22 protein-coding genes are annotated in these 19,292 nt (G+C 41.4%); 13 read left to right on the forward strand and 9 right to left on the reverse strand.

Translation table 11 applies throughout. The features are described 5' to 3' along the window. The first annotated feature begins 325 nt into the window (after positions 1 to 325). Positions 326 to 676, forward strand: coding sequence for a DUF1877 family protein (locus FTU02_RS06975; protein WP_257232765.1), 351 nt, complete (start codon positions 326 to 328; stop codon positions 674 to 676). A 17-nt stretch (positions 677 to 693) separates the two neighbouring features. Here FTU02_RS06975 and FTU02_RS06980 read toward each other — a convergent pair whose 3' ends face one another. Together FTU02_RS06980 and FTU02_RS06985 are read right to left on the reverse strand one after the other, a co-directional pair. After that, on the reverse strand, positions 694 to 1,194 hold the full coding sequence (locus tag FTU02_RS06980) for a GNAT family N-acetyltransferase (protein WP_168379687.1): 501 nt from the start codon (positions 1,192 to 1,194) through the stop codon (positions 694 to 696). Between the two features lie 101 nt (positions 1,195 to 1,295). Further along, on the reverse strand, positions 1,296 to 2,057 hold the full coding sequence (locus FTU02_RS06985; RefSeq protein ID WP_168379688.1) for an outer membrane protein OmpK: 762 nt from the start codon (positions 2,055 to 2,057) through the stop codon (positions 1,296 to 1,298). Between the two features lie 497 nt (positions 2,058 to 2,554). On the opposite strand from FTU02_RS06985, the gene FTU02_RS06990 reads away from it, so the two are divergent. The 5 genes from FTU02_RS06990 (at position 2,555) to FTU02_RS07010 (ending at position 6,900) form a co-directional block, all read left to right on the forward strand. Beyond that, a complete protein-coding gene (locus FTU02_RS06990; protein ID WP_078190593.1) occupies positions 2,555 to 2,920 on the forward strand; it encodes an HPF/RaiA family ribosome-associated protein in 366 nt (121 codons plus the stop codon). A gap of 130 nt (positions 2,921 to 3,050) precedes the next feature. Then, positions 3,051 to 3,593, forward strand: a complete 543-nt coding sequence (locus FTU02_RS06995; RefSeq protein WP_078190592.1) for an ankyrin repeat domain-containing protein — start codon at positions 3,051 to 3,053, stop codon at positions 3,591 to 3,593. Between the two features lie 14 nt (positions 3,594 to 3,607). Further along, positions 3,608 to 4,378 (forward strand): transporter, encoded by a 771-nt coding sequence (locus tag FTU02_RS07000; RefSeq protein ID WP_180156471.1) that lies wholly within the window; start codon positions 3,608 to 3,610, stop codon positions 4,376 to 4,378. Between the two features lie 54 nt (positions 4,379 to 4,432). After that, the gene (dsbD, locus tag FTU02_RS07005) at positions 4,433 to 6,229 is read left to right on the forward strand and encodes a protein-disulfide reductase DsbD (protein ID WP_180156473.1); all 1,797 of its coding nucleotides are present in this window, start codon (positions 4,433 to 4,435) and stop codon (positions 6,227 to 6,229) included. Between the two features lie 2 nt (positions 6,230 to 6,231). Then, positions 6,232 to 6,900 carry a glutathione S-transferase family protein gene (locus FTU02_RS07010; protein ID WP_180156475.1) on the forward strand — a complete coding sequence of 223 codons (669 nt, stop codon included), beginning with the start codon at positions 6,232 to 6,234 and terminating at the stop codon, positions 6,898 to 6,900. A gap of 34 nt (positions 6,901 to 6,934) precedes the next feature. Here FTU02_RS07010 and FTU02_RS07015 read toward each other — a convergent pair whose 3' ends face one another. Continuing rightward, positions 6,935 to 8,101 carry a GGDEF domain-containing protein gene (locus FTU02_RS07015; protein ID WP_373684221.1) on the reverse strand — a complete coding sequence of 389 codons (1,167 nt, stop codon included), beginning with the start codon at positions 8,099 to 8,101 and terminating at the stop codon, positions 6,935 to 6,937. Positions 8,102 to 8,382: 281 nt separating this feature from the next. Here FTU02_RS07015 and FTU02_RS07020 point away from each other — a divergent pair, with 281 nt between their 5' ends. Next, positions 8,383 to 8,952, forward strand: a complete 570-nt coding sequence (locus FTU02_RS07020) for an FMN-dependent NADH-azoreductase (RefSeq protein WP_180078552.1) — start codon at positions 8,383 to 8,385, stop codon at positions 8,950 to 8,952. Positions 8,953 to 9,038: 86 nt separating this feature from the next. Here FTU02_RS07020 and FTU02_RS07025 read toward each other — a convergent pair whose 3' ends face one another. Beyond that, entirely contained in the window at positions 9,039 to 9,950 is a 912-nt protein-coding gene (locus tag FTU02_RS07025) for an alpha/beta hydrolase (protein ID WP_078190587.1), read from the reverse strand. A 155-nt stretch (positions 9,951 to 10,105) separates the two neighbouring features. Between FTU02_RS07025 and FTU02_RS07030 the strand changes: the two genes are divergently transcribed. Further along, positions 10,106 to 10,543 carry a DUF2147 domain-containing protein gene (locus tag FTU02_RS07030; RefSeq protein ID WP_078193227.1) on the forward strand — a complete coding sequence of 146 codons (438 nt, stop codon included), beginning with the start codon at positions 10,106 to 10,108 and terminating at the stop codon, positions 10,541 to 10,543. 104 nt (positions 10,544 to 10,647) lie between these two features. Here FTU02_RS07030 and FTU02_RS07035 read toward each other — a convergent pair whose 3' ends face one another. Both FTU02_RS07035 and FTU02_RS07040 read right to left on the reverse strand, forming a co-directional pair. Next, entirely contained in the window at positions 10,648 to 10,995 is a 348-nt protein-coding gene (locus FTU02_RS07035; RefSeq protein WP_180109613.1) for a Spx/MgsR family RNA polymerase-binding regulatory protein, read from the reverse strand. Between the two features lie 627 nt (positions 10,996 to 11,622). Beyond that, positions 11,623 to 12,441, reverse strand: coding sequence for an exodeoxyribonuclease III (locus tag FTU02_RS07040; protein WP_078193225.1), 819 nt, complete (start codon positions 12,439 to 12,441; stop codon positions 11,623 to 11,625). 40 nt (positions 12,442 to 12,481) lie between these two features. On the opposite strand from FTU02_RS07040, the gene pyrE reads away from it, so the two are divergent. Together pyrE and FTU02_RS07050 are read left to right on the forward strand one after the other, a co-directional pair. Further along, on the forward strand, positions 12,482 to 13,132 hold the full coding sequence (pyrE, locus tag FTU02_RS07045) for an orotate phosphoribosyltransferase (RefSeq protein ID WP_078193224.1): 651 nt from the start codon (positions 12,482 to 12,484) through the stop codon (positions 13,130 to 13,132). Between the two features lie 303 nt (positions 13,133 to 13,435). Then, a complete protein-coding gene (locus FTU02_RS07050) occupies positions 13,436 to 13,870 on the forward strand; it encodes a hypothetical protein (protein WP_180156480.1) in 435 nt (144 codons plus the stop codon). Here FTU02_RS07050 and FTU02_RS07055 read toward each other — a convergent pair. From FTU02_RS07055 to FTU02_RS16460, 3 genes are all read right to left on the reverse strand, one after another. Continuing rightward, a complete protein-coding gene (locus tag FTU02_RS07055; RefSeq protein ID WP_180156481.1) occupies positions 13,862 to 14,083 on the reverse strand; it encodes a DUF3565 domain-containing protein in 222 nt (73 codons plus the stop codon). The genes FTU02_RS07050 and FTU02_RS07055 overlap by 9 nt on opposite strands. A 124-nt stretch (positions 14,084 to 14,207) precedes the next feature. Further along, positions 14,208 to 14,579, reverse strand: a complete 372-nt coding sequence (locus tag FTU02_RS16455) for a GGDEF domain-containing protein (protein WP_306670232.1) — start codon at positions 14,577 to 14,579, stop codon at positions 14,208 to 14,210. Further along, entirely contained in the window at positions 14,530 to 15,114 is a 585-nt protein-coding gene (locus FTU02_RS16460; RefSeq protein ID WP_306670233.1) for a sensor domain-containing diguanylate cyclase, read from the reverse strand. The genes FTU02_RS16455 and FTU02_RS16460 overlap by 50 nt, the downstream gene beginning before the upstream one ends. A 315-nt stretch (positions 15,115 to 15,429) precedes the next feature. Between FTU02_RS16460 and gshB the strand changes: the two genes are divergently transcribed. The 3 genes from gshB to murC all read left to right on the forward strand — a co-directional run bounded on the left by gshB (position 15,430) and on the right by murC (position 19,237). Further along, positions 15,430 to 16,374 (forward strand): glutathione synthase, encoded by a 945-nt coding sequence (gene gshB / locus FTU02_RS07065; RefSeq protein WP_180109615.1) that lies wholly within the window; start codon positions 15,430 to 15,432, stop codon positions 16,372 to 16,374. A 302-nt stretch (positions 16,375 to 16,676) separates the two neighbouring features. Then, positions 16,677 to 17,774 carry an undecaprenyldiphospho-muramoylpentapeptide beta-N-acetylglucosaminyltransferase gene (gene murG, locus FTU02_RS07070; RefSeq protein ID WP_180156483.1) on the forward strand — a complete coding sequence of 366 codons (1,098 nt, stop codon included), beginning with the start codon at positions 16,677 to 16,679 and terminating at the stop codon, positions 17,772 to 17,774. Between the two features lie 14 nt (positions 17,775 to 17,788). Next, a complete protein-coding gene (gene murC, locus FTU02_RS07075; protein WP_078190576.1) occupies positions 17,789 to 19,237 on the forward strand; it encodes a UDP-N-acetylmuramate--L-alanine ligase in 1,449 nt (482 codons plus the stop codon). The last annotated feature ends 55 nt before the right edge of the window (positions 19,238 to 19,292 follow it).

Consider the following 19,292-nt stretch of genomic DNA (forward strand, 5'->3'; position numbering starts at 1 on the left):
GTTCTCAGCATTGTCATTTGAAGCTTCAGCATCTAGTGCTTAAATGATGCTAAGCGCAGTACTGAAACTTGGGTAAAAGGCGAATTGGAATCCATCAGTATTCGATCAAATGCGGCCGAATATACAAAATATCTGCTTTATTTTTGTGTGGATTACATTAATCTAAATGTACGACATAACAAGAAGATAAGAATATGGACGCGATATTATATTTGATCCCACCGAATGATTTGGAAACTCTGATTTTAGAAGCAGAAACCCCTCAAGATGTCTTGGATTCACCTTTTGTACAACACTCCTTTTTTTAGGGGAAGCGTGGCAAGAGTTGAATCCATTATTAAGCGTGAACAGTGATTCAGTTGCGGCACTGAGTTATGCCATTCAGGCAGAACATCCTTTGTCAGAGCGACGACCGGGACTGAGCCTTGCAGTGCATTACAATACTGTAGTTCGAGTTGCAGAAATCCATCAGGCATTACAACAGTTAAGCGTGGATGAAATCAAAAAACGTTATTTGGTCACGATTGCTGAAACCGCACCTGAGCAAGAGCTTAAATTGGCCGAATTAAAACTACTTTTTTTACAGTTACAAGATCTTTATCGTGATGCGGTGCGTCATAATTTATCGGTGCTGAGTGTGATACAAGATGGTATTCGTTTGGATAAATTACCATAAACACAGCTCAATACGGGCTATAACTGAAGTTGCATCAGGACCAGATCACGCCATTCACCAAACTTTTGTCCCACTTCGGGCATATAACCTGTTTGCTTAAAGCCTAATTTTTTGTGCAGGGCAATCGAGGCGCTATTGCCGTGATCAATGCCAGCGATCATGACATGCATACTTTGGCTTTTTGCATGCTGAATTAGGTGCTCTAATAATTGCTGACCAAGACCCTGTCGAGCATAGTTTGGGTCAATATAGACAGAATGCTCAACAGTATGTCGATAGCCAGCAAAATGGCGGAAAGAACCATAGTCAGCATAACCGGCGATTTGCTGTTGATCCTGATCTTCAATCACCACAAAAGGAAAATTTTGCTTTTGGAAATCCAGCAATTTCTGTTGAAAAGAGTCAAGAGTGTAAGCTTGATCATTCCATGTCGCAAAGCCGTTGAGAACTTCATGATTATAGATTGCGAGAATGGCCGCTAAGTCTTGTGGAGTTGCAGGTCGAATGAGAAAAGACATGCGCAAATTTCTGATAAAAATAAAGTCAATTTAAAAACTTAGGCATAAAAAAAGCAAGGTGATGAACCTTGCTTTTTTCTTCATCGCGTTCTGAGTCGAACTTAGAAGTGGTATTTCACCAAAGCGCTGACATCGTTTTGGTCCTGACCTTTCAGGCCATATTTGTTGTTCCAAACCGAGTGTTCAACACCTACGTAGAGCTTAGTCTTAGGAGAGATATGCTTACCTATATTCCATTTATATTGGCTTGTCCAGTTTAATTCACTAGCTTGCGCCCCTTTTTCAGCTGTTGACCAGTCAAGGAAGGCATCTACTAAAAAATCTTCAGAGCCGATTTTAAATGGCACAGCATAAGTGATCGTCATTTGATAATCATCTTTAGTACCGGCTGATTTAGAATCATTATCCGCTTTATAGAAGTTGATGTTTGCATACTGTGTATATGGAATGTCTAAAGCAAAGCCAATACCATACAAGAAGTTATTAAACTCAGAATTTTTGTCGTAGCCGGCATTATGTTCCCAAGTCGTTGCAATCAGAACGTCTTTGATCGGACCCATAGAAAGGTCTTTACCAGAAACCTCACCTAAGCTAAGGCGTGGTGCAAGCTCAAGGTAAGTCGATGCTTCATCATCTTTGTCCCAAGCTTGGTCAACGAAGAAGAATACATCTGAATATTTCAGTTTAGCGGCATATTCAGCTGTGATCGTTTTCTGTTCATTGTTGTCACCATCAAAAGGCACAACATAATTTTCACCATATAGGCCAGTTAAGCTGAAATCTTGCCATACGATAGGTGAAGCTTGAGTGAAAGCAGCAGCAGATGCTAATGCACATGATGCAACGATTTGTGTAAGTTTCATTAAAAAATATCTCCCCCCGAGAAGCACTGAAAGCATACAGATTATTAAGCAAAAATAAAGCCAAATTTTACTCAACGGCAAAATTGTTTTGTAATTTGAAGGGGAAATACGCTGTGAATGATCAATGACGGTAAAAGCGAGATTTTGAGTTTGAATGGAATTGTGCAAATAGATGGTGGACGTCGAGGAAATGCACAAAAATATGACCCAAATCAATTAAAACAATGCAAATCTACAATAAAGTCTTACTTTTTGTATGGATATTAAAAAAAATATCAAAATAGCACTTGCAAAATTCTAACTTAAGACCGATATTCGAAGTATAAGGACACGGATCTGCAGACTCTAAAGTGTTCATCATTCAATGTGGAGGACGACGTTCCATACAAAGTTGAAGATGGTCATTGCTGTAACATTTACAGCAAATGTAACGTGCCAAGATAATAAGTTTTGCACAAATTTTTATAGCTAATACAGATAGATATGAGGATGATATTATGAACATTGAAATCCGTACAGATAAAAACATTATAAACAGTGATCGACTAATTACATACGTTCGTGCAGAACTTAATGAAGAATTTCAGCGCCATAGTGAACGCATTACCCACTTCTCGGTGCATTTAAGTGATGAAAATGGGGACAAGGGCGGCAGCGATGACATTAAATGTATGATTGAAGCGCGTCCAGCGGGTTTGAAGCCTGTCGTGGTTAACCATCGTGGTCATAACGTAGATACAGCTATTCACGGTGCAATTGATCGACTTAAACGTAGTCTTGAACATGTGTTCGAAAAGAAAGAGAACCCGCGCAGTACGCAACCTGCTTTTGCTGAAGCAGATGACAGCGTAGACGACGAATAAGTCTCAAAATTTAAAAAAAGCCCTGCGGGGCTTTTTTTTGTGTGTTTTGTATTTTGTTTTACATGAAATTCAAACAAACGCAGCTTTATTCGGCATAATAGATCAAAATAAATTGAAGTGAGCTTTCCAGATGTTAACAGCGCAACAACAGCTTTTTGTGCAAGCGTTAGAAGAACAAGATCTTGCACAGGTGCAACGCCTGTTGGCAGATGGTCTTAATCCAAATTTTATCGACTTTGAAAAAGGACCTGCGGTTTCTGTATGGTCTGATGGTTTGTTTAAATGGTGGGAAATGGTTTGCGAAGCGTATGAAGCAGGCCAACCTTTAACAGCAGAACAGAAAACACAACATTTAGATGTACATATGCAAATCTTGGAAGCGCTGATTCAAGCCAAAGCCAATGTGCATTTATGGGATGCTGAAGAAATTTATGGTCCATTATGGGATGCTGCGAGTGCAGCATGTGTCCCTGCGGTACAGCGTTTATTGGATGAAAAAGTGAATCCAAATATGATTGATAGCGATGGTTTAACCATTTTATCGTCGATTAGTGAATTATTTTTTGACTGTGATTTTGACGCGGTAAATTGGTCAGAAGCATTGGAAGAAGAAAAACAAACCTTGGAGCTTTTGCGTAGCCATGGCGCAAAAATGACCAAAGAATTAGCATAATTGTGAGTAAAAACATGACTGTATTTAAAGTTTTAAGCATTGCAACATTATCCAGTTTGAGCCTGTCTGCATTTGCGGCGGATTTTTCATTTGATCGTCCGGGCGCGGGTATGGGCACAGGCATTACCCCTGTAGGTCGTTTGGCATGGGAACAAAGTTTTCCAGCAGCGAGCTATAGTGAAAGTCGTGATGAAAATGGTGAAAAAGTAAAAAACACCACTTTAAATGCAGACATGTTATTCCGTACTGGTTTGGCAAAAGATTTGGAATTGCAATTGGGTTGGCAAGGTCCTGCATGGTCTAAAACCAAAGTTGCGGGTCGCTCAGTTGAAGAAGATGGTTTGGGTGATGTCAGCATTGGCCTGAAAAAAGCCATTGATTTGAATGATGAGAAATTGTCGATGGCCATTCTTGCAGAAGCCATTATTGCAACAGGCAATGAAGGCTTTAGTGCTGAAGATGACATTTATAGTCTGACTTCCGCTGTGGCTTATGATTATAGCGATACAATTGGGACTTCAATGACCATGCGTTATGAAGTTCAAGATGGTGATTGGGCTGTGAGTGCTATTCCTGGATTGGAATATCAAATAGCGGGTAATTTATCGGGTTTTTCTGAGCTGGTTTATCGCAAAGCAGAGAGTACCGATCAGGAAGTGTCTTTGGCTTCAGGCCTGACATATGCCGTTTCGGATCGTATGCAGTTGGATGCGAGCGTTGGTCTAGAACTCACTGGCGGTCATAAAAATTATCAGTCAGGTTTAGGCGTATCTTACCTATTCTAAAAGAACCCTAAATTTTAAAACGTATAAATACAGACTGAGGATGAATTCAGCTGAATGAAACAATGGACTTATGTTGCGGCAGCGGCTGTGCTGTCGTTCAGTATGGGCGTCTCTGCTCAGGATGCATTACTTTCAGCTGAAGATGCTTTTCCTTTCTCGGTCGTCTCTGAGCGTGCAGATCAGGCGGAGCTGAGTTGGGATATTCCAGCGCATTATTATCTGTATCAGCACAAAATAGAGGTGAAGCAGGGCAATCAAGTTTTAGCTTTGGATTTGCCTGCTGCTGAGGATTTGAAAGATGATAACTATGGTCATACGCAGGTGTATTACCAACAGTTGAGTTTTAAAATTCCGACTCAAAAACTGCAGACCTATAAAGTCAGTTGGCAAGGCTGTGCCAAGGATCGAGTGTGTTATCCACCACAGAGTATCAGCTTTAAAACGGATGCTTCTGGTTTAGTCACACAGCAAAATCTAGCCACTCCAAGCAAACGTTTACTCGACTTTGCAGCAGAAAATACTGCCGAACAGCCTATGGCGAATCGTTTAGATCAGCAGCGGGCAGAGAATGCTGCATTGGCTTCTGAACGCTATACCGCAAGTGACCAAATGTGGTCTGAAAAATTAGCACAAAGCTCTATATTTTATGGACTTTTACTGTTTTTTGGACTGGGTTTTTTGCTGGCTTTTACCCCATGTTCATTGCCAATGCTGCCGATTTTAACCTCACTGATTGTCCGCGACAGCCGAGGTTTAAAAGCATGGATGATTGCACTGACTTTTGTCACCAGTATGGCGATGGTGTATGCCATTCTCGGCTTGGTGGCATCGTCTGCAGGTTTGAATTTCCAGCGTTGGTTGCAACAACCCTCGACTTTAATTGCCTTTAGCGTGCTCTTTGTAGTTTTTGCCCTGAATTTATTTGGTTTATTTGAACTGAAATTGCCACGCAGTTGGGTCAATCGCTTAGACCAAGCGCAGTCGATGCAAAAGGGCGGTAGTCTCGTTGGCGCTGGAGTCATGGGGATGATTTCAGCATTGCTAGTCGGTCCTTGTATGACAGCACCGTTGGCAGGCGCATTATTATTCATTTCCCAAACCCAAAGTCAGTGGCAAGGTGCGTTATTGTTATTCACCCTCGGCTTTGGCATGGGGACCCCACTATTGTTGGCCAGTGTCCTTGGCTCACGGGTATTGCCTAAAGCGGGATTGTGGATGAATCAAATCAAGGTGCTTTTTGCTTTCATCATGTTGGCATTGGCTTTGTATTTTATTCGACCATTGATCAATGAAGCTTGGTTACAGTGGTTATCCCTTGCTCTGGGGCTGGTGTTTAGCGCTTATGTGCTTTGGCGCATTTTATGGCGCAGTACTCAGCTCAAATGGTTGTATATCTTGGTGTTCTGTGCAGCTGTACCTTATATTGTGTACAGTCAATATCAACACAGCCAACGTTTTTTAGTCGAAGAAAGTCAACAACAAAGTGCTTGGCATGTGGCACATACAGCGGAAGAGTTTCAACGTTTGTTAAGTGAAATTCCTCAAGGTCAATCCGCGATTATTGATGTCTATGCCGATTGGTGTGTGGCCTGCCAGCCGATTGAACATAAAGTTTTAAAATCGGCTGCAGTGCAACAGGCTTTGGCACCGTATTACTTAATTAAGTTAGATTTGAGTCAGTATGATGCAACCCATCAAGTACTGCTCAATCAATGGGATATTTTAGGGCCACCGACCTATTTATTTTTAGATACAGCACATCAAGAGATACGTGGACTGCGTTTGACGGGTGCTTTTAGTGAGGAAGAATTGCTAGCGCAATTGGAAAAATTTAAATCGCGTGGAGAATAAAAATGATGCAATTATATATTGCCAATAAAAACTATTCGACGTGGTCTATGCGACCGTGGTTGGTGTTACACGCGTTTAATTTACCCTTTCAAGAGATCTTGATTCCTTTTTCTGAAGAAGCAGATGGCGGAGCGTTCAAGCAGCAAATGTTAGCCCTACATGCCAATGGCAAGGTGCCCCTGCTGCAACATGACGGTGTGATGATTTGGGACTCATTGGCGATTTGTGAATATTTGGCTGAGCAGTTTCAAGAACTCCCGTTGTGGCCAAAAGATGCTACACAACGTGCATGGGCACGTAGTATTTGCGCGGAAATGCACAGTAGTTTTATGCAATTGCGTAGCTTATGTAGTATGAATCTGCAGGCGGATTATGGTCGTCATGGTCAGAGATTATGGTCTGAACATGCCGAATTGCGTGCTGAAGTGACTCGAATCGAGCAGATTTGGTCGAGTCGTCCTGCGGTGGATGGCTTTCTATGCGGTGAATTTAGTATTGCCGATGCATTTTTTGCACCCGTGGTGACACGTTTACAGACCTTCCAGCTACCTGTGAGTGACAACACACAGCGTTATATGCAAAAGATTTTGCAGCATCCTTCTGTGGTGGCATGGATCACGGCTGCTCAACTGGAACAGCCAGTCCGTCGTATGGAACAGTATCCACGTTAAAAGCTCAACGCCACGTCTGACCTAGATAAAAGTTTTAAACCAAATGGCTAAAGCTTTGTTGTTCGGTGTACGCCATGACCATGTTACGGCCGCCAGCTTTAGCTGCATATAGCGCCTGATCTGCATGGGTCAGCAATTGTTGCGGTACCAATTCTGGCGTAGAAATCGCAATGCCAAAACTGGCTGTCACATGAATCGACTGACCGTCATGCCCCCAAATTTCAAGCTGTTCGATGGCTTTTCGACAGCGCTCTGCAATGAAAATTGCTTGTTCTAAGTTAGAGTTTTTTAACACTAAAATAAACTCTTCCCCGCCAAAACGCCCAACCACATCACTACCGCGTAAATGTTGGTTTAATACTTGGCTGACGAGAATCAAGGTTTCATCGCCTTTATCGTGTCCGTATTCATCATTGATGCGTTTAAAATGGTCTAAGTCCAACAAGACCAGTGCATATGTATCTGTTTTAGCACTATCGAGCTGTTCCAAACATTGATTGATACTGCGTCGATTAAATAAATTGGTCAGTGGGTCGACTTGACTGAGTTTTTGAATCAAATGCTCACGGTGACGCCATTGGCTCAGTAAGATTTCAAATAAAGCCAGACAGGTTAATAAAATAGGAACAATGAAAAAGATCATTGAGAAGAGCCAAAAACTATTTTGATAGCCATAGGCATGAGGTTGAAAAATCGGGGCATAGGGAATAATGCCGCGAATACTTAAATACATGCAAATAGATAAAAAAATCGTGGCTGGAATCAGCATGCTATAGACGATTTTTCGTGTAAATAGTACCAATCCAACGGTCACAAGACTCACGTAGGAGATCATGGTGGCTGGACTCATGACGCCAATTAAATAACCGTCACGACATAAAGAAATGACGAATAAGCCGACCGAAAGATAAGGCAAAATCTGTTGAATCTTGGGATTATCTTTTCCAGCATAGCAAGGCCAAATCAGCAGGACCATTACGCAAAAAAAGACGATGTTGGTCCACAATTGAGAGTGGATGAGATCAAGGTTAACCCACTGCCAAAGTTCAGGTGTAAAAGAAATATATAATTTCCAAATAATCCAAAGCAGATGAATGGCTGAGCCAAGCATCAGCATGAGCATACACTTTTTCAGGATGCTCCAATTCATGACCACTTCATCTTCCAGTAAATACTGGGCGATTCTATTGCGAAGGATCATGTCACGTATGCTTGATTTCACCGTCATCCTGTGTCATTGCCCTGTTCGAGTTATCAGTTTTTTTCTTAAACTTTATATAGATATCATTTTATAGGCTTACATTAGCATGAAAATTTACACTTGATAACGGTCAAGAACCGCTCAGTAATTTTAAATTTTTTACGAGTTCAAAAAGATTGTTCTAAAAATAAAACATAGTGTCATAAGGATCGGGATTATTCTATTTATGAAAAGTGATTACACTAGGCTCAAGTTAATAACAACAGCTTTAGGTTTTAGTCATGAAAATTTTGCATATTGATTCAAGCATCATGGGCGACGCTTCAGTTTCGCGTCAACTTAGCGCTGAAATTGTACAACAGCTACAGCAAAAACATGGGGATGCTGCACAGGTTCAATATCTCGATTTAGCAGTACAGCAGATTCCACATCTCAGCAGTGAAATTTTGATGGGTCAAAATGCAGAACAATCGGCTTTAGGCGAGCAGTTGTTACAACAGTATTTAGATGCCGATGTGGTTGTGGTTGGTGCTGCTATGTATAACTTCGGTTTGCCATCAACTTTGAAAGCATGGATTGACCGTATCAGTGTTGCAGGTCGTACTTTTAAATATACAGAACAAGGTCCAGTGGGCTTGGCAGGTGACAAAAAAGTCTACATTGCCAGCAGTCGTGGCGGTGTGTATGGCGATAACAGCCCTGTAGATTATCAAGAAGGTTTATTAAAAGCCGTGTTTAATTTCACAGGTGTCAGCGATATTGATGTGATTCGTGCCGAAGGTGTCAATATGGGACCAGATATGAAAGCACAGGCAATGGCGACAGCTCAGGCTCAAATTCAAGCCATTTAACAGATTGACATTTCCCTCTTAGGTCAGCATCTGCTGACCTTTTTTTATGGTGACTTTGATCCATTTCAGGGATTATTTTTCAGCGATTAATCCTGATCCAGTCGATGTGCAAAATCGGCTAAATCACTCAGCGCACGCTGTCCTTCTTCAAACCATGGGCTAAACATTTGGAAGTTATGCCACATGCCGGTGTATAACTTGAATTCGACATCTAGGCCGGCTTCTTCTGCTTTGACTTTAAAACGCTGCGCATCATCCAATAAAATTTCTTTAGAACCCACTTGAATATGAATCGGAGGTAGTCCTTTGAGCTCTGCAAAAAAAGGCGAAACCAATGGATCAGCTCGATCGACCGAGCGTGGTACATAATAATCAATACCTGTTTCGAGGGCTTCTATGCTTAACAGCGCATCATGCTTACGGTTATAGCGTAGGGACTCACTGCTCAGGGTCAAGTCTAAAAACGGTGACATCAACACCAAACCACTGACTTGTGGAAGTTGTTCCTGTTGAATTTTAAGGGCTAAGGCAAGCGCCAAGTTTGCACCACAAGAGTCGCCTGACAAAATAATATCTTTGGCTTGAACTCCTTGATCTAATAACACCGCATACACATCAAAAAGGGCATCGAGTGCTTCAGGGAACTGTGCTTCTGGGGATAAAGGATAATCCAAATGTAACACTTGCATTTGCGTGCGTGCCGCAACTTGAGTCAGAAACGCCCGATGCGTGTTCATCGAACCCAAGAAAAATGCGCCCCCATGAATATGAAAAATGAGTTGGGTCGATGCCTGTTGTGGTTTGATTTCTTCGGCTTTTAAGCCGGCTAAGCGAATAGGACGAATTTGTACATCGGGGTTTTGGGGAAATGCACGACACATTTGTTCCAAAGCAAACCTTAAAGTATTGGGCGGTAAATTGAATTGGCTCGGCCCACGAATTGTGGTTTTTAAAATGCTTTCTGTAATCAGTTGTTTCGTCAGTGGCGATATCTTCATTGTCTTTCCATGTTTTTCTATTTTTGGAATCGTGTGAGCATATTTACCAACACAAATTACAAGGTTACACTAAACGGTCACATACAAAAATTGATAAATTGTTGTGACTTTTGGATACTAATGTCGTCTATATCAGACCAGGGAAATAAACAAAAATGAAAAAAATTGCACTAGCATTAGGATTGATGAGTTTAGCCGCATTTGCAAATGCTGCAGATCCGCTAAATGGTACAACTTGGAAAACCATTGATGATAAAACCAAGCAGCCAAAAGCGATTGTAAAATTCACTGAACAAAAAAATGGTACGCTTTCTGCGAGCATTCAGTCAGTTTTGACACCAGGTGAAGAGAACGCTTGTAAAAAATGTGAAGGCCCATATCACAATAAATCATTAAAAGGCTTACGTATTGTGACAGGTCTTAAAAATGTAGGTGGTACAAGCTATGAAGATGGTTCAATTTTGGATCCTCAATCAGGTAAAACTTACAAGTTAAAAGGTCAATTGGCTGATGGTGGCAAAAAACTAGAGCTTCGCGGCTTTATTGGCGTTGCTGCTTTAGGTCGTAATCAAACATGGATTCGTGCCAACTAATTTGACATGATTCAAACAAAAAAAGCCTGACAATGTCAGGCTTTTTTATAGCCTATTTTCAGCCACAATTGAACTAGAGCCGTGCATGAGTGTGATAAAAAAATTTATTTCAATGCACGGTAAGCGCTTTCATCAAAGCCAACCAATAAATCGCTACCTGTATCGAGTACAGGACGTTTAATCATGCTGCTATGCGCTGTTAAACACTGAATCAAATTTTCTTCACTGGCTAAGGCTGTCTGTTGCTCTTCTTCACTGAGTTTTTTCCATGTGGTGCCTTTTTTGTTGAGAATCACATCAGCGCCTTTGGCATCGAGCCATTTTTTTACGGTTTTAGCATCAATCGCTTGTTTTTTATAGTCATGAAATTCGTAGCTTAGGCCTAATTCGTTGAGCAAGTCGAAAGCTTTTTTCATGGTATTACAGTTTTTGATGCCATAAATTTTAAGCATGAACAGGTGTCCTCAATTATTCAAACAATAAGATAAAAATACAATTCAGCATTATCCTACAGGCTAATTCATCAATGCTCAAAGCCCGATCGTGATGTGGATTGAGAAATAAATGTTTTGCTGTACAAGTCGCATGCTGTAAATATTAGGCATTGTCATCAAAACGACATTTTGGTCTTTTAGAATAGCCTACAGAACAAAACGAATCAGAAAAGAAAGCGCTGCGATAACAAGAAAATTCAGCCTAAGGTTGCACAGTCAGAAGTAGAAATAAAGCGAGAATAAGAAATGCTGTGCAGATCGAATTTTTAGCTGTTTTAGTTGGGTGATGTTTTGAGTCTAGAGATATAAGGGCTAGATAAGAGAAAACCCGCATTTAATCATCCTGATCATGCGGGTCTCAATCCAACGTCCATTGTCACATCCTTGAAAACAAGCTAAATCATTTAGTTTGTTTTTATACTTCCTTCGGCGTCCAATCCTTTTATGTCATCCTGACATGTCCCTTTGCCGTGCGACCATAATGCTATGTTCAAGTTATGAGATAAATCCACAAATTCGTCATGTAATGTGAGAAATAAGCTCTAATTGAGTAAACAATCGTTCACTCAATTAATTGTTGGAAGCTTAAATTTTATAATCAATAATGACAGGGGCGTGGTCGCTAAACCATTCATCTTTAAATATCCAAGCATTGACTGTACGTTCTTTCCAGTCTGGTGAACATGCATGGTAGTCGATACGCCAACCCACATTTTTGGCACGCGCTTGTCCTCGGTTAGACCACCAAGAGTAAAGCTCGGCTTCTTTACGTACCTCACGGAAGGTGTCGACATAGCCAAGCTCATCATAAATATGATCGAGCCATGCACGTTCATGTGGTAAGCAGCCTGAAGCCTTTTGGTTCCCAGACCAATTTTTAATATCAATACGTTTATGCACGATGTTGTAGTCACCGCAAACAATCACTGACTTATTTTCAGCACGCCATTGCTTCAAAATTTGTTGATATTCGCCTAAAAATAGGTCTTTGCGCGCCTGAGCTTCTTCACCCGATGAACCAGAAGGCAGGTAGAGCGAGCAAATATGTGCAGTTTGTCCAAGTCCTAAATCGAACTCAGCAGAAATAAAGCGGCCTTGAGTGTCTGCCAATTCAAAACCTAAACCATCTGTCACTGAAACAAAAGGTAGGCGGCTATAAATCGCAGTACCGGCATAGCCTGGGCGTTCTGCAGGGAAAAGGTGTGTAAACCAACCTTCGGGTTTAAATTTATCGGTCCATTGTTCATGGGTAATGCGGCTTTCTTGCATGCAGATGACATCGGCATCTGAAGTTGCCATCCAGTCAAAAATACCTTTTTTTTCAGCGGAACGCAGACCATTCACATTAATTGAAACGACACGTAAAATTTTTTGATCACTTGGATAGCTACTCTTTGGTATCATGCTCAGGTTTAACCTCAAACTTAAAAAAATGGAGCACCTCATGACAGCGCAAGCGGCATTTAATCCACAAGCTTTTATCGAACTGGCATTATCACGTGGTGTGCTTAAATTTGGTGAGTTTACTTTAAAATCGGGTCGTGTGAGTCCTTATTTTTTTAATGCAGGTCTACTGAACGATGGTGAAGCCTTATCATTATTGGCTTCTGGCTATGCAGCTAAATTAACAGAATGCGATAATGTGGAAGTGGTCTTTGGCCCAGCTTATAAAGGTATTCCATTTGTAGCAGCTACGGCTGTCGCACTGTCACAAAACCATGGTGTGAGCGTACCTTGGGGCTTTAACCGTAAAGAAGCGAAAGACCATGGGGAAGGCGGTGTATTGGTTGGTGCGTCTGTTGAAGGTAAAAAAGTCTGGATCATTGATGATGTGATCACTGCGGGTACAGCGATTCGTGAAGTAGTAACTATTCTGAAAAATGCCGGTGCACAAATTGCGGGCGTATTGGTGGCGCTAGACCGTCAAGAAAAAGGTCAGGGCGATTTGTCTGCGATTCAAGAAGTGCAAAAAGAGTTAGAAATTCCTGTACATGCTTTAATCACTATGAAAGATTTAATGACTTTCTTAGATGCAAAAGGCGAAACTGAAGCCTTGGCGAAAATGGAAGCGTACCGTGTTAAATACGGCATCTAATTTTTCGGGATTTCAAAAGGCAGCTGAAGCTGCCTTTTTTACGTCTTTAAATGATGATTGTTGCATCTAACTAACAAAAAACGTGAAATATTGCTTAAAAAGTAGGCGTTAAACGTGAAGAATCAATAAAAAGCCGTCTCAGTGCGCTATTTACTGAAACGGCTTTAGTTAAAGTATTGATACTTATAGAAAATTTAAAGAATTTCGTATAACGTGTATTATGTTAATTTTAGAAATTACTAACAATTAGTTAGGAATCGTCCTCATAAATTCGATCCATCTTTGCGATTGAGACTATAAAATATGATTAGACTGTTAGCGGTTCTCGCTTTATTTTTATCAGGTATAGCAGGCTATACCATAGATAAATTTGGACAAGATTTATGTATAAATGAATATATATCAATGGATTCTGTAACTTATTTTAAAGAATTAAATGGTGTTTCTGCCAATGATCCATCTATGTTGGGAATGTGTGGATTAGTATCCATTTTTTTCTCTATCATATTAATTTTCATAAAAAACAATTACGTTTATTCTGGTTTGGCATTTACCTTAATCGTAATCGAATTAATATTATTAGGTATGATGGAAACAGCACCCTCTAGTGAAATTATTTTTGATTCGATCTCTAAATGTTTAAATTTCTCTGTTTTTGGATGGGTTATTCTTCAAGCAACATTCATTATTCTTAGTGGTGTCTATCTTGAAAAAAATAAGAAACCTGATTCAATTTAACATAATGGCTGTTATACGAAATAACATCTCTTCATCACATTTCTTACATTCCAACATTACCCCTAACTTTTCTTTCCGTCCTTGCTCAGTGATAACCCAAGGACGGTTTTGCCATGGAGGGGCGTGTCGGACATGCTGTGTATGGCCACAAGCTAAAATGGCATACCAATGATTTTCATTATCCAAGGCAAAATCAACAATGGCTTGCTGCATATCGGACACCTATCTAAATTGAACTTATGCTGAAAAGGGAATAGAGTTCATCTTAACAATCACAACGGCTTGAATATCGAATTGCAAAATAGACTGTGAAATTTGGTTTATTTCTGGCGCACATTTAGGCCGCGACAATTCTATTTTTCCCGCCATGTTTAGCTTTATACAGCGCTAGATCAGCACGTTGAATTGTATCTTCGTAGGTGCAATCTTCAGGCATGATGGTTGTCACTCCTATGCTCACGGTGACATGCGCGTTATCTATTGAAAACCGACTTAATTCTTTTCTGGAATGTTCATGAATCCGTTTGGCAAACTGGATGGCCTGCTCGCAGCCCGTGTTGGGCAAGGCGACCACAAACTCATCTCCACCTAAGCGGCAGGCGCAATCGGTCTTACGCAGCGTTAAACGAAGAATATCTGCGACTGCTCGGATTGCCTCATCACCGACATGATGGCCTTTGCTGTCGTTGATTTTTTTTGAGGTTATCAAGATCGAACATCAAGATCGAGGTCTGTATGGAATGCCGTAGGTATGACTCATCATAATGTAATGCTAAATCATGCTCTAATTTTCTTCGGTTGAAAAGACCGGTTAACTGATCTGTATGGCTGAGTTCTTTCAGCTTGATTTCCAAGTTGTGACGCGCCGAAATATTACTTGCGACCCAAAGTACAACGTCTTCTTCATCTACCGAAAAACTGAGGGATTGGATGCGCACCTCAAACCAAATCGGCTCTTCAGGACCATAATCGGGCAGATCTTTTACATCCCTATTGCTCAATTCGTACTCTTCGATGAGTAGATTTCCTGACGCTAGAGCTTGGCCGATCAGTTGCATAAAAAAGTTGGCTTTATCTGGCTTGATCACATCTGAAATATAGGTACCAACAAGACCGGAACCATTGTGGTAATAGCGATTATCGCGCCCACCAAAAACCGCAACGTATTTTCCACTACGCGATATGACAAAAGCAGGGTCTGGCAAAGCATCAAGAATGATAGCCATCTGCTCAATGTTGATCATCAATGAATTCTATTTCTTTATTTACAATAATTAACACAATAGCTAAAAAAATAAAAAGCACGTGTTTTTTCACCAAAAATAGTGATGAGTGAGATGAATATCTGTCTCGATTGTTTGGTATCGATTTACACAGGCCTAACTCCATAATGCTTTCACGGCTTATTTCCTTTATTGAGATAAGGTAGATGATAGAAATGTTTTGAATTATCGTCTGCATCACACGAATCCATACATACACATGCAAAATCAGAATAAACAAAAGAAAAATCTCGGCTATACTCGTTCATAAATTGATAATGAACAGAGCACTGAATAATGCGTGTACTTGTTGTGATGGATCCCATCGAAAATGTAAACCTAAAAAAAGATACCTCAATGGCGATGCTATGGGCAGCAGCACGTCGTGGACATGAGCTAGGCTATGCATTACAGCAAGATTTATATATCGATCACGGCAAAGCCTTTGGTTTGATTTCACCGCTAAAAGTTTTTGAAGACTACAATCACTATTTTGAACTCGGCGAAAAACAAAAAGAATCAATTGCTGCTTATGACGTAGTTTTGATGCGTAAAGATCCTCCGTTTGACATGAACTTTGTCTACACCACCTATATTTTGGAACAGGCTGAACGCGAAGGCGCATGGATTATTAACAAGCCACAAAGCCTACGTGACTGCAATGAAAAATTGTTTGCGACGCAATTCCCTGAACTTCAAGTACCGACCTTGGTGACCTCGCAGCAAAGCCTGATTCGTGAATTTTTGCACGAACACGGCGATGTGATTGTGAAGCCATTAGACGGCATGGGTGGTATGGGCATTTTCCGTTTATACCAAGATGGCGTTAATATTGGTTCAACCATTGAAATCCTGACCAATAACGGCACACAGCCGATTATGGCGCAGCGTTACATCCCAGAAATTGTGGATGGCGACAAGCGCATCTTGATGATCAATGGCGAACCCGTACCGTATTGTTTGGCGCGTATTCCGCAAAATGGTGAAGTGCGTGGTAACTTGGCGGCAGGTGGTTTGGGCGAGGCGCGTCCATTGACTGAAAATGATAAAGCCATTGCAGCCAAAGTGGGGCCATTCCTTCGTGAAAAAGGTTTAGTCTTTGTTGGTCTGGATGTGATTGGTAATTACGTGACTGAAATTAATGTCACCAGTCCAACCTGCGTACGTGAAATTGATGCGCAATTTGGCACCTCGATTGCCGATGATTTATTCGATGTCCTTGAGGCAGGTTTAAAAGCTTAATTTTGCACTAGATTTAAAAGAGTCCTCCACGGGCTCTTTTTTTGTCCTGCGCTAAGGGGAGGGGAGCTTAAAAAGCAAAAAACTGTAAGTGAATGCAATTAAAGTGAAAAATTGTCTGATTTTTTTTCAATTCTCATAGATTAATAATAAAACTAGTTTAAACTTTTAAAATAGTAGAAAAAAACAATCATACGCCTGTTGAAAAAAAGTAAATTACCTTTCACGGTCATGCGTTTGTGATTACAATTGTTTGCTTAAAATCGAATATCATTAGCCTCTTTTTAGAAATGAAGAATTAGACAGTGACCGAAGTAACGCAAGTAAAGCCGAAACATGTCATGATGATGGCTGCCGGAACCGGTGGTCACGTCTTTCCAGCGCTCGCTGTTGCCAAAGAGTTGCAACAACAAGGCTGTGAAGTTTCTTGGCTCGCAACGCCAACAGGCATGGAAAATCGCCTGCTTAAAAATCATAATATTCCAATTTATCAAATTGATATCCAAGGCGTACGCGGCAATGGAGTCGTGCGTAAGCTGATGGCACCGTTTAAAATTCTCAAAGCTACTTTGAGTGCCATGCGTTATATGAAACAACTCAAAGTTGATGCAGTTGCAGGCTTTGGGGGGTACGTGGCTGGACCGGGTGGTTTGGCGGCTCGTGCATTGGGCATACCAGTTATTATCCATGAACAAAATGCGGTAGCAGGTTTTACCAATACGCAGTTGTCACGTGTAGCCAAAATTGTCTGTCAGGCATTTCCAAATACCTTTCCAGCACAAGATAAAATCGTGACCACAGGTAATCCTGTGCGTAAAGAAATTACAGAAATTTTAAATCCGTCATGGCGTTACCAAGAGCGTGAAAAAGCTGGGTTGCCATTACGGGTTTTAATTGTAGGGGGCTCACTGGGGGCACGTGCCTTAAATGAATGTGTGCCGGCTGCTTTGCAGCAATTAGAACAGCCCCTGAGTGTATATCATCAGTGTGGTCAAAATAATGCTGAAAGCACATTGGCTCGTTATGCAAACGCACCTGAACATATACAAGTTGAAGTACAACCTTTTATTGAAGATATGGCAGCAGCCTATTCTGCAGCGGATTTGATTATCTGCCGTGCTGGTGCACTAACCGTCACTGAAATTGCGACAGCGGGTGTAGCAGCCGTCTTTGTTCCTCTGCCAAGTGCAGTGGATGACCATCAAACTGCAAATGCAGGGTTCTTGGCCAATATCAATGCCGCAAAAATTTGCCCACAAGCGGACATGACCGCAGAAAGTTTAACAGCGTTGTTGAAGCCGCTGATGAATCGCCAACGACTTATGGAAATGGCGGTTAAGGCTCGACAACAGGCACAACCCGATGCGACACAGCACGTGGTTGGTTTAATTCAAGATTTGTAAAATTCGAGTAATCTATGTCTCCATCAACGCCTGCCGATCAAGCGAAAAAGCTCATTAAAGTGCCAGAAATGCGCCGTATTAAACACATCCATTTTATTGGGATTGGTGGTGCGGGCATGTGCGGTATTGCCGAAGTATTGAAAAACCAAGGCTATAAAGTTTCAGGTTCAGATATTAAAGCGTCGAAAACCACGGCTCAGCTTGAAGAAAATGGCATTCAAGTTTTCATTGGTCATGCTGCTGAAAATATTCAAGGCGCTAATGTAATCGTGGTATCAACAGCCATTGATTCTGAAAACCCGGAAGTGAAAGCGGCGATTGAAACCCGTACACCTGTCGTGCGTCGTGCAGAAATGTTGGGTGAATTAATGCGTTACCGTCATGGTATTGCCGTTGCGGGGACGCATGGTAAAACCACGACTACCAGTCTTGTGACCTGCATGTTGGCAGAAGAAAATCTGGACCCAACTTATGTCATTGGTGGTTTGTTAAATCGTACTGGTGTGAATGCTGCATTGGGTGCAAGCCGTTATATCGTGGCTGAAGCGGACGAATCAGATGCGTCATTCCTGCATTTACAGCCGATGGCAACGATTGTCACCAATATCGACGCTGACCATATGGATACCTATGGCGGTAGTTTCGATGTATTGAAAGATACCTTCGTACAATTCTTACAGCGCCTTCCATTTTACGGTTTAGCTGTGATGTGTGGTGATGATGCCAACATCCGTGAAATTATGCCGCGTATTGGTCGTCCTGTCGTGACGTATGGTTTCAATGAAGACAATGACATTCGTGCTGTTGATGTGGCTCAAGAAGGCATGCAATCACACTTTACCGTTTTGCGTAAAGACCGTGAGCCGTTACGTTTAACCATTAACTTGCCGGGTCTGCATAACATCTTAAATGCCTTGGCAGCGATTGGTATTGCAACGGATGAAGGTGTTTCTGATGCTGCGATTGCACGTGCCTTAGAAAGCTTCAGTGGCGTAGGTCGTCGTTTCCAAGTACAAGGCGAATTTGAAGTTGAAGATGGCTTGGTGAAATTGGTCGATGACTATGGTCACCATCCAAAAGAAGTGGAAGCGACCATTAAAGCAGCACGTGCAAGTCATCCAGATCGTCGTTTGGTGATGATGTTCCAACCGCACCGTTTTAGCCGTACGCGTGACTGTTTTGATGACTTCGTCGATGTCTTGTCACAAGTCGATCAACTGTTGTTATTAGAAGTTTATCCAGCGGGTGAAAAGCCAATTGTGGGTGCGGATAGTCGTGCATTGGCTCGAAGCATTCGTCTACGTGGTGAAGTGGAGCCGATTCTCATCGATCCAGTAGAAGGCAACTTACAAGCAGTAATGAAAAAAGTGTTACAAGCAAATGACTTGTTATTAACACAGGGCGCAGGTAATGTTGGAGCAATCTCAATCGAACTTGCTCAAAACAATCTCTATGTAAAATGATCATCGCTGGGTGATCCAAAGTTTGTTTAGACCGTAGATAAAAGTTTAAGGATAT

The organism is Acinetobacter sp. YH12045 (assembly GCF_013419925.1).
In the GTDB taxonomy this organism is placed as follows: Bacteria; Pseudomonadota; Gammaproteobacteria; order Pseudomonadales; family Moraxellaceae; genus Acinetobacter; species Acinetobacter amyesii.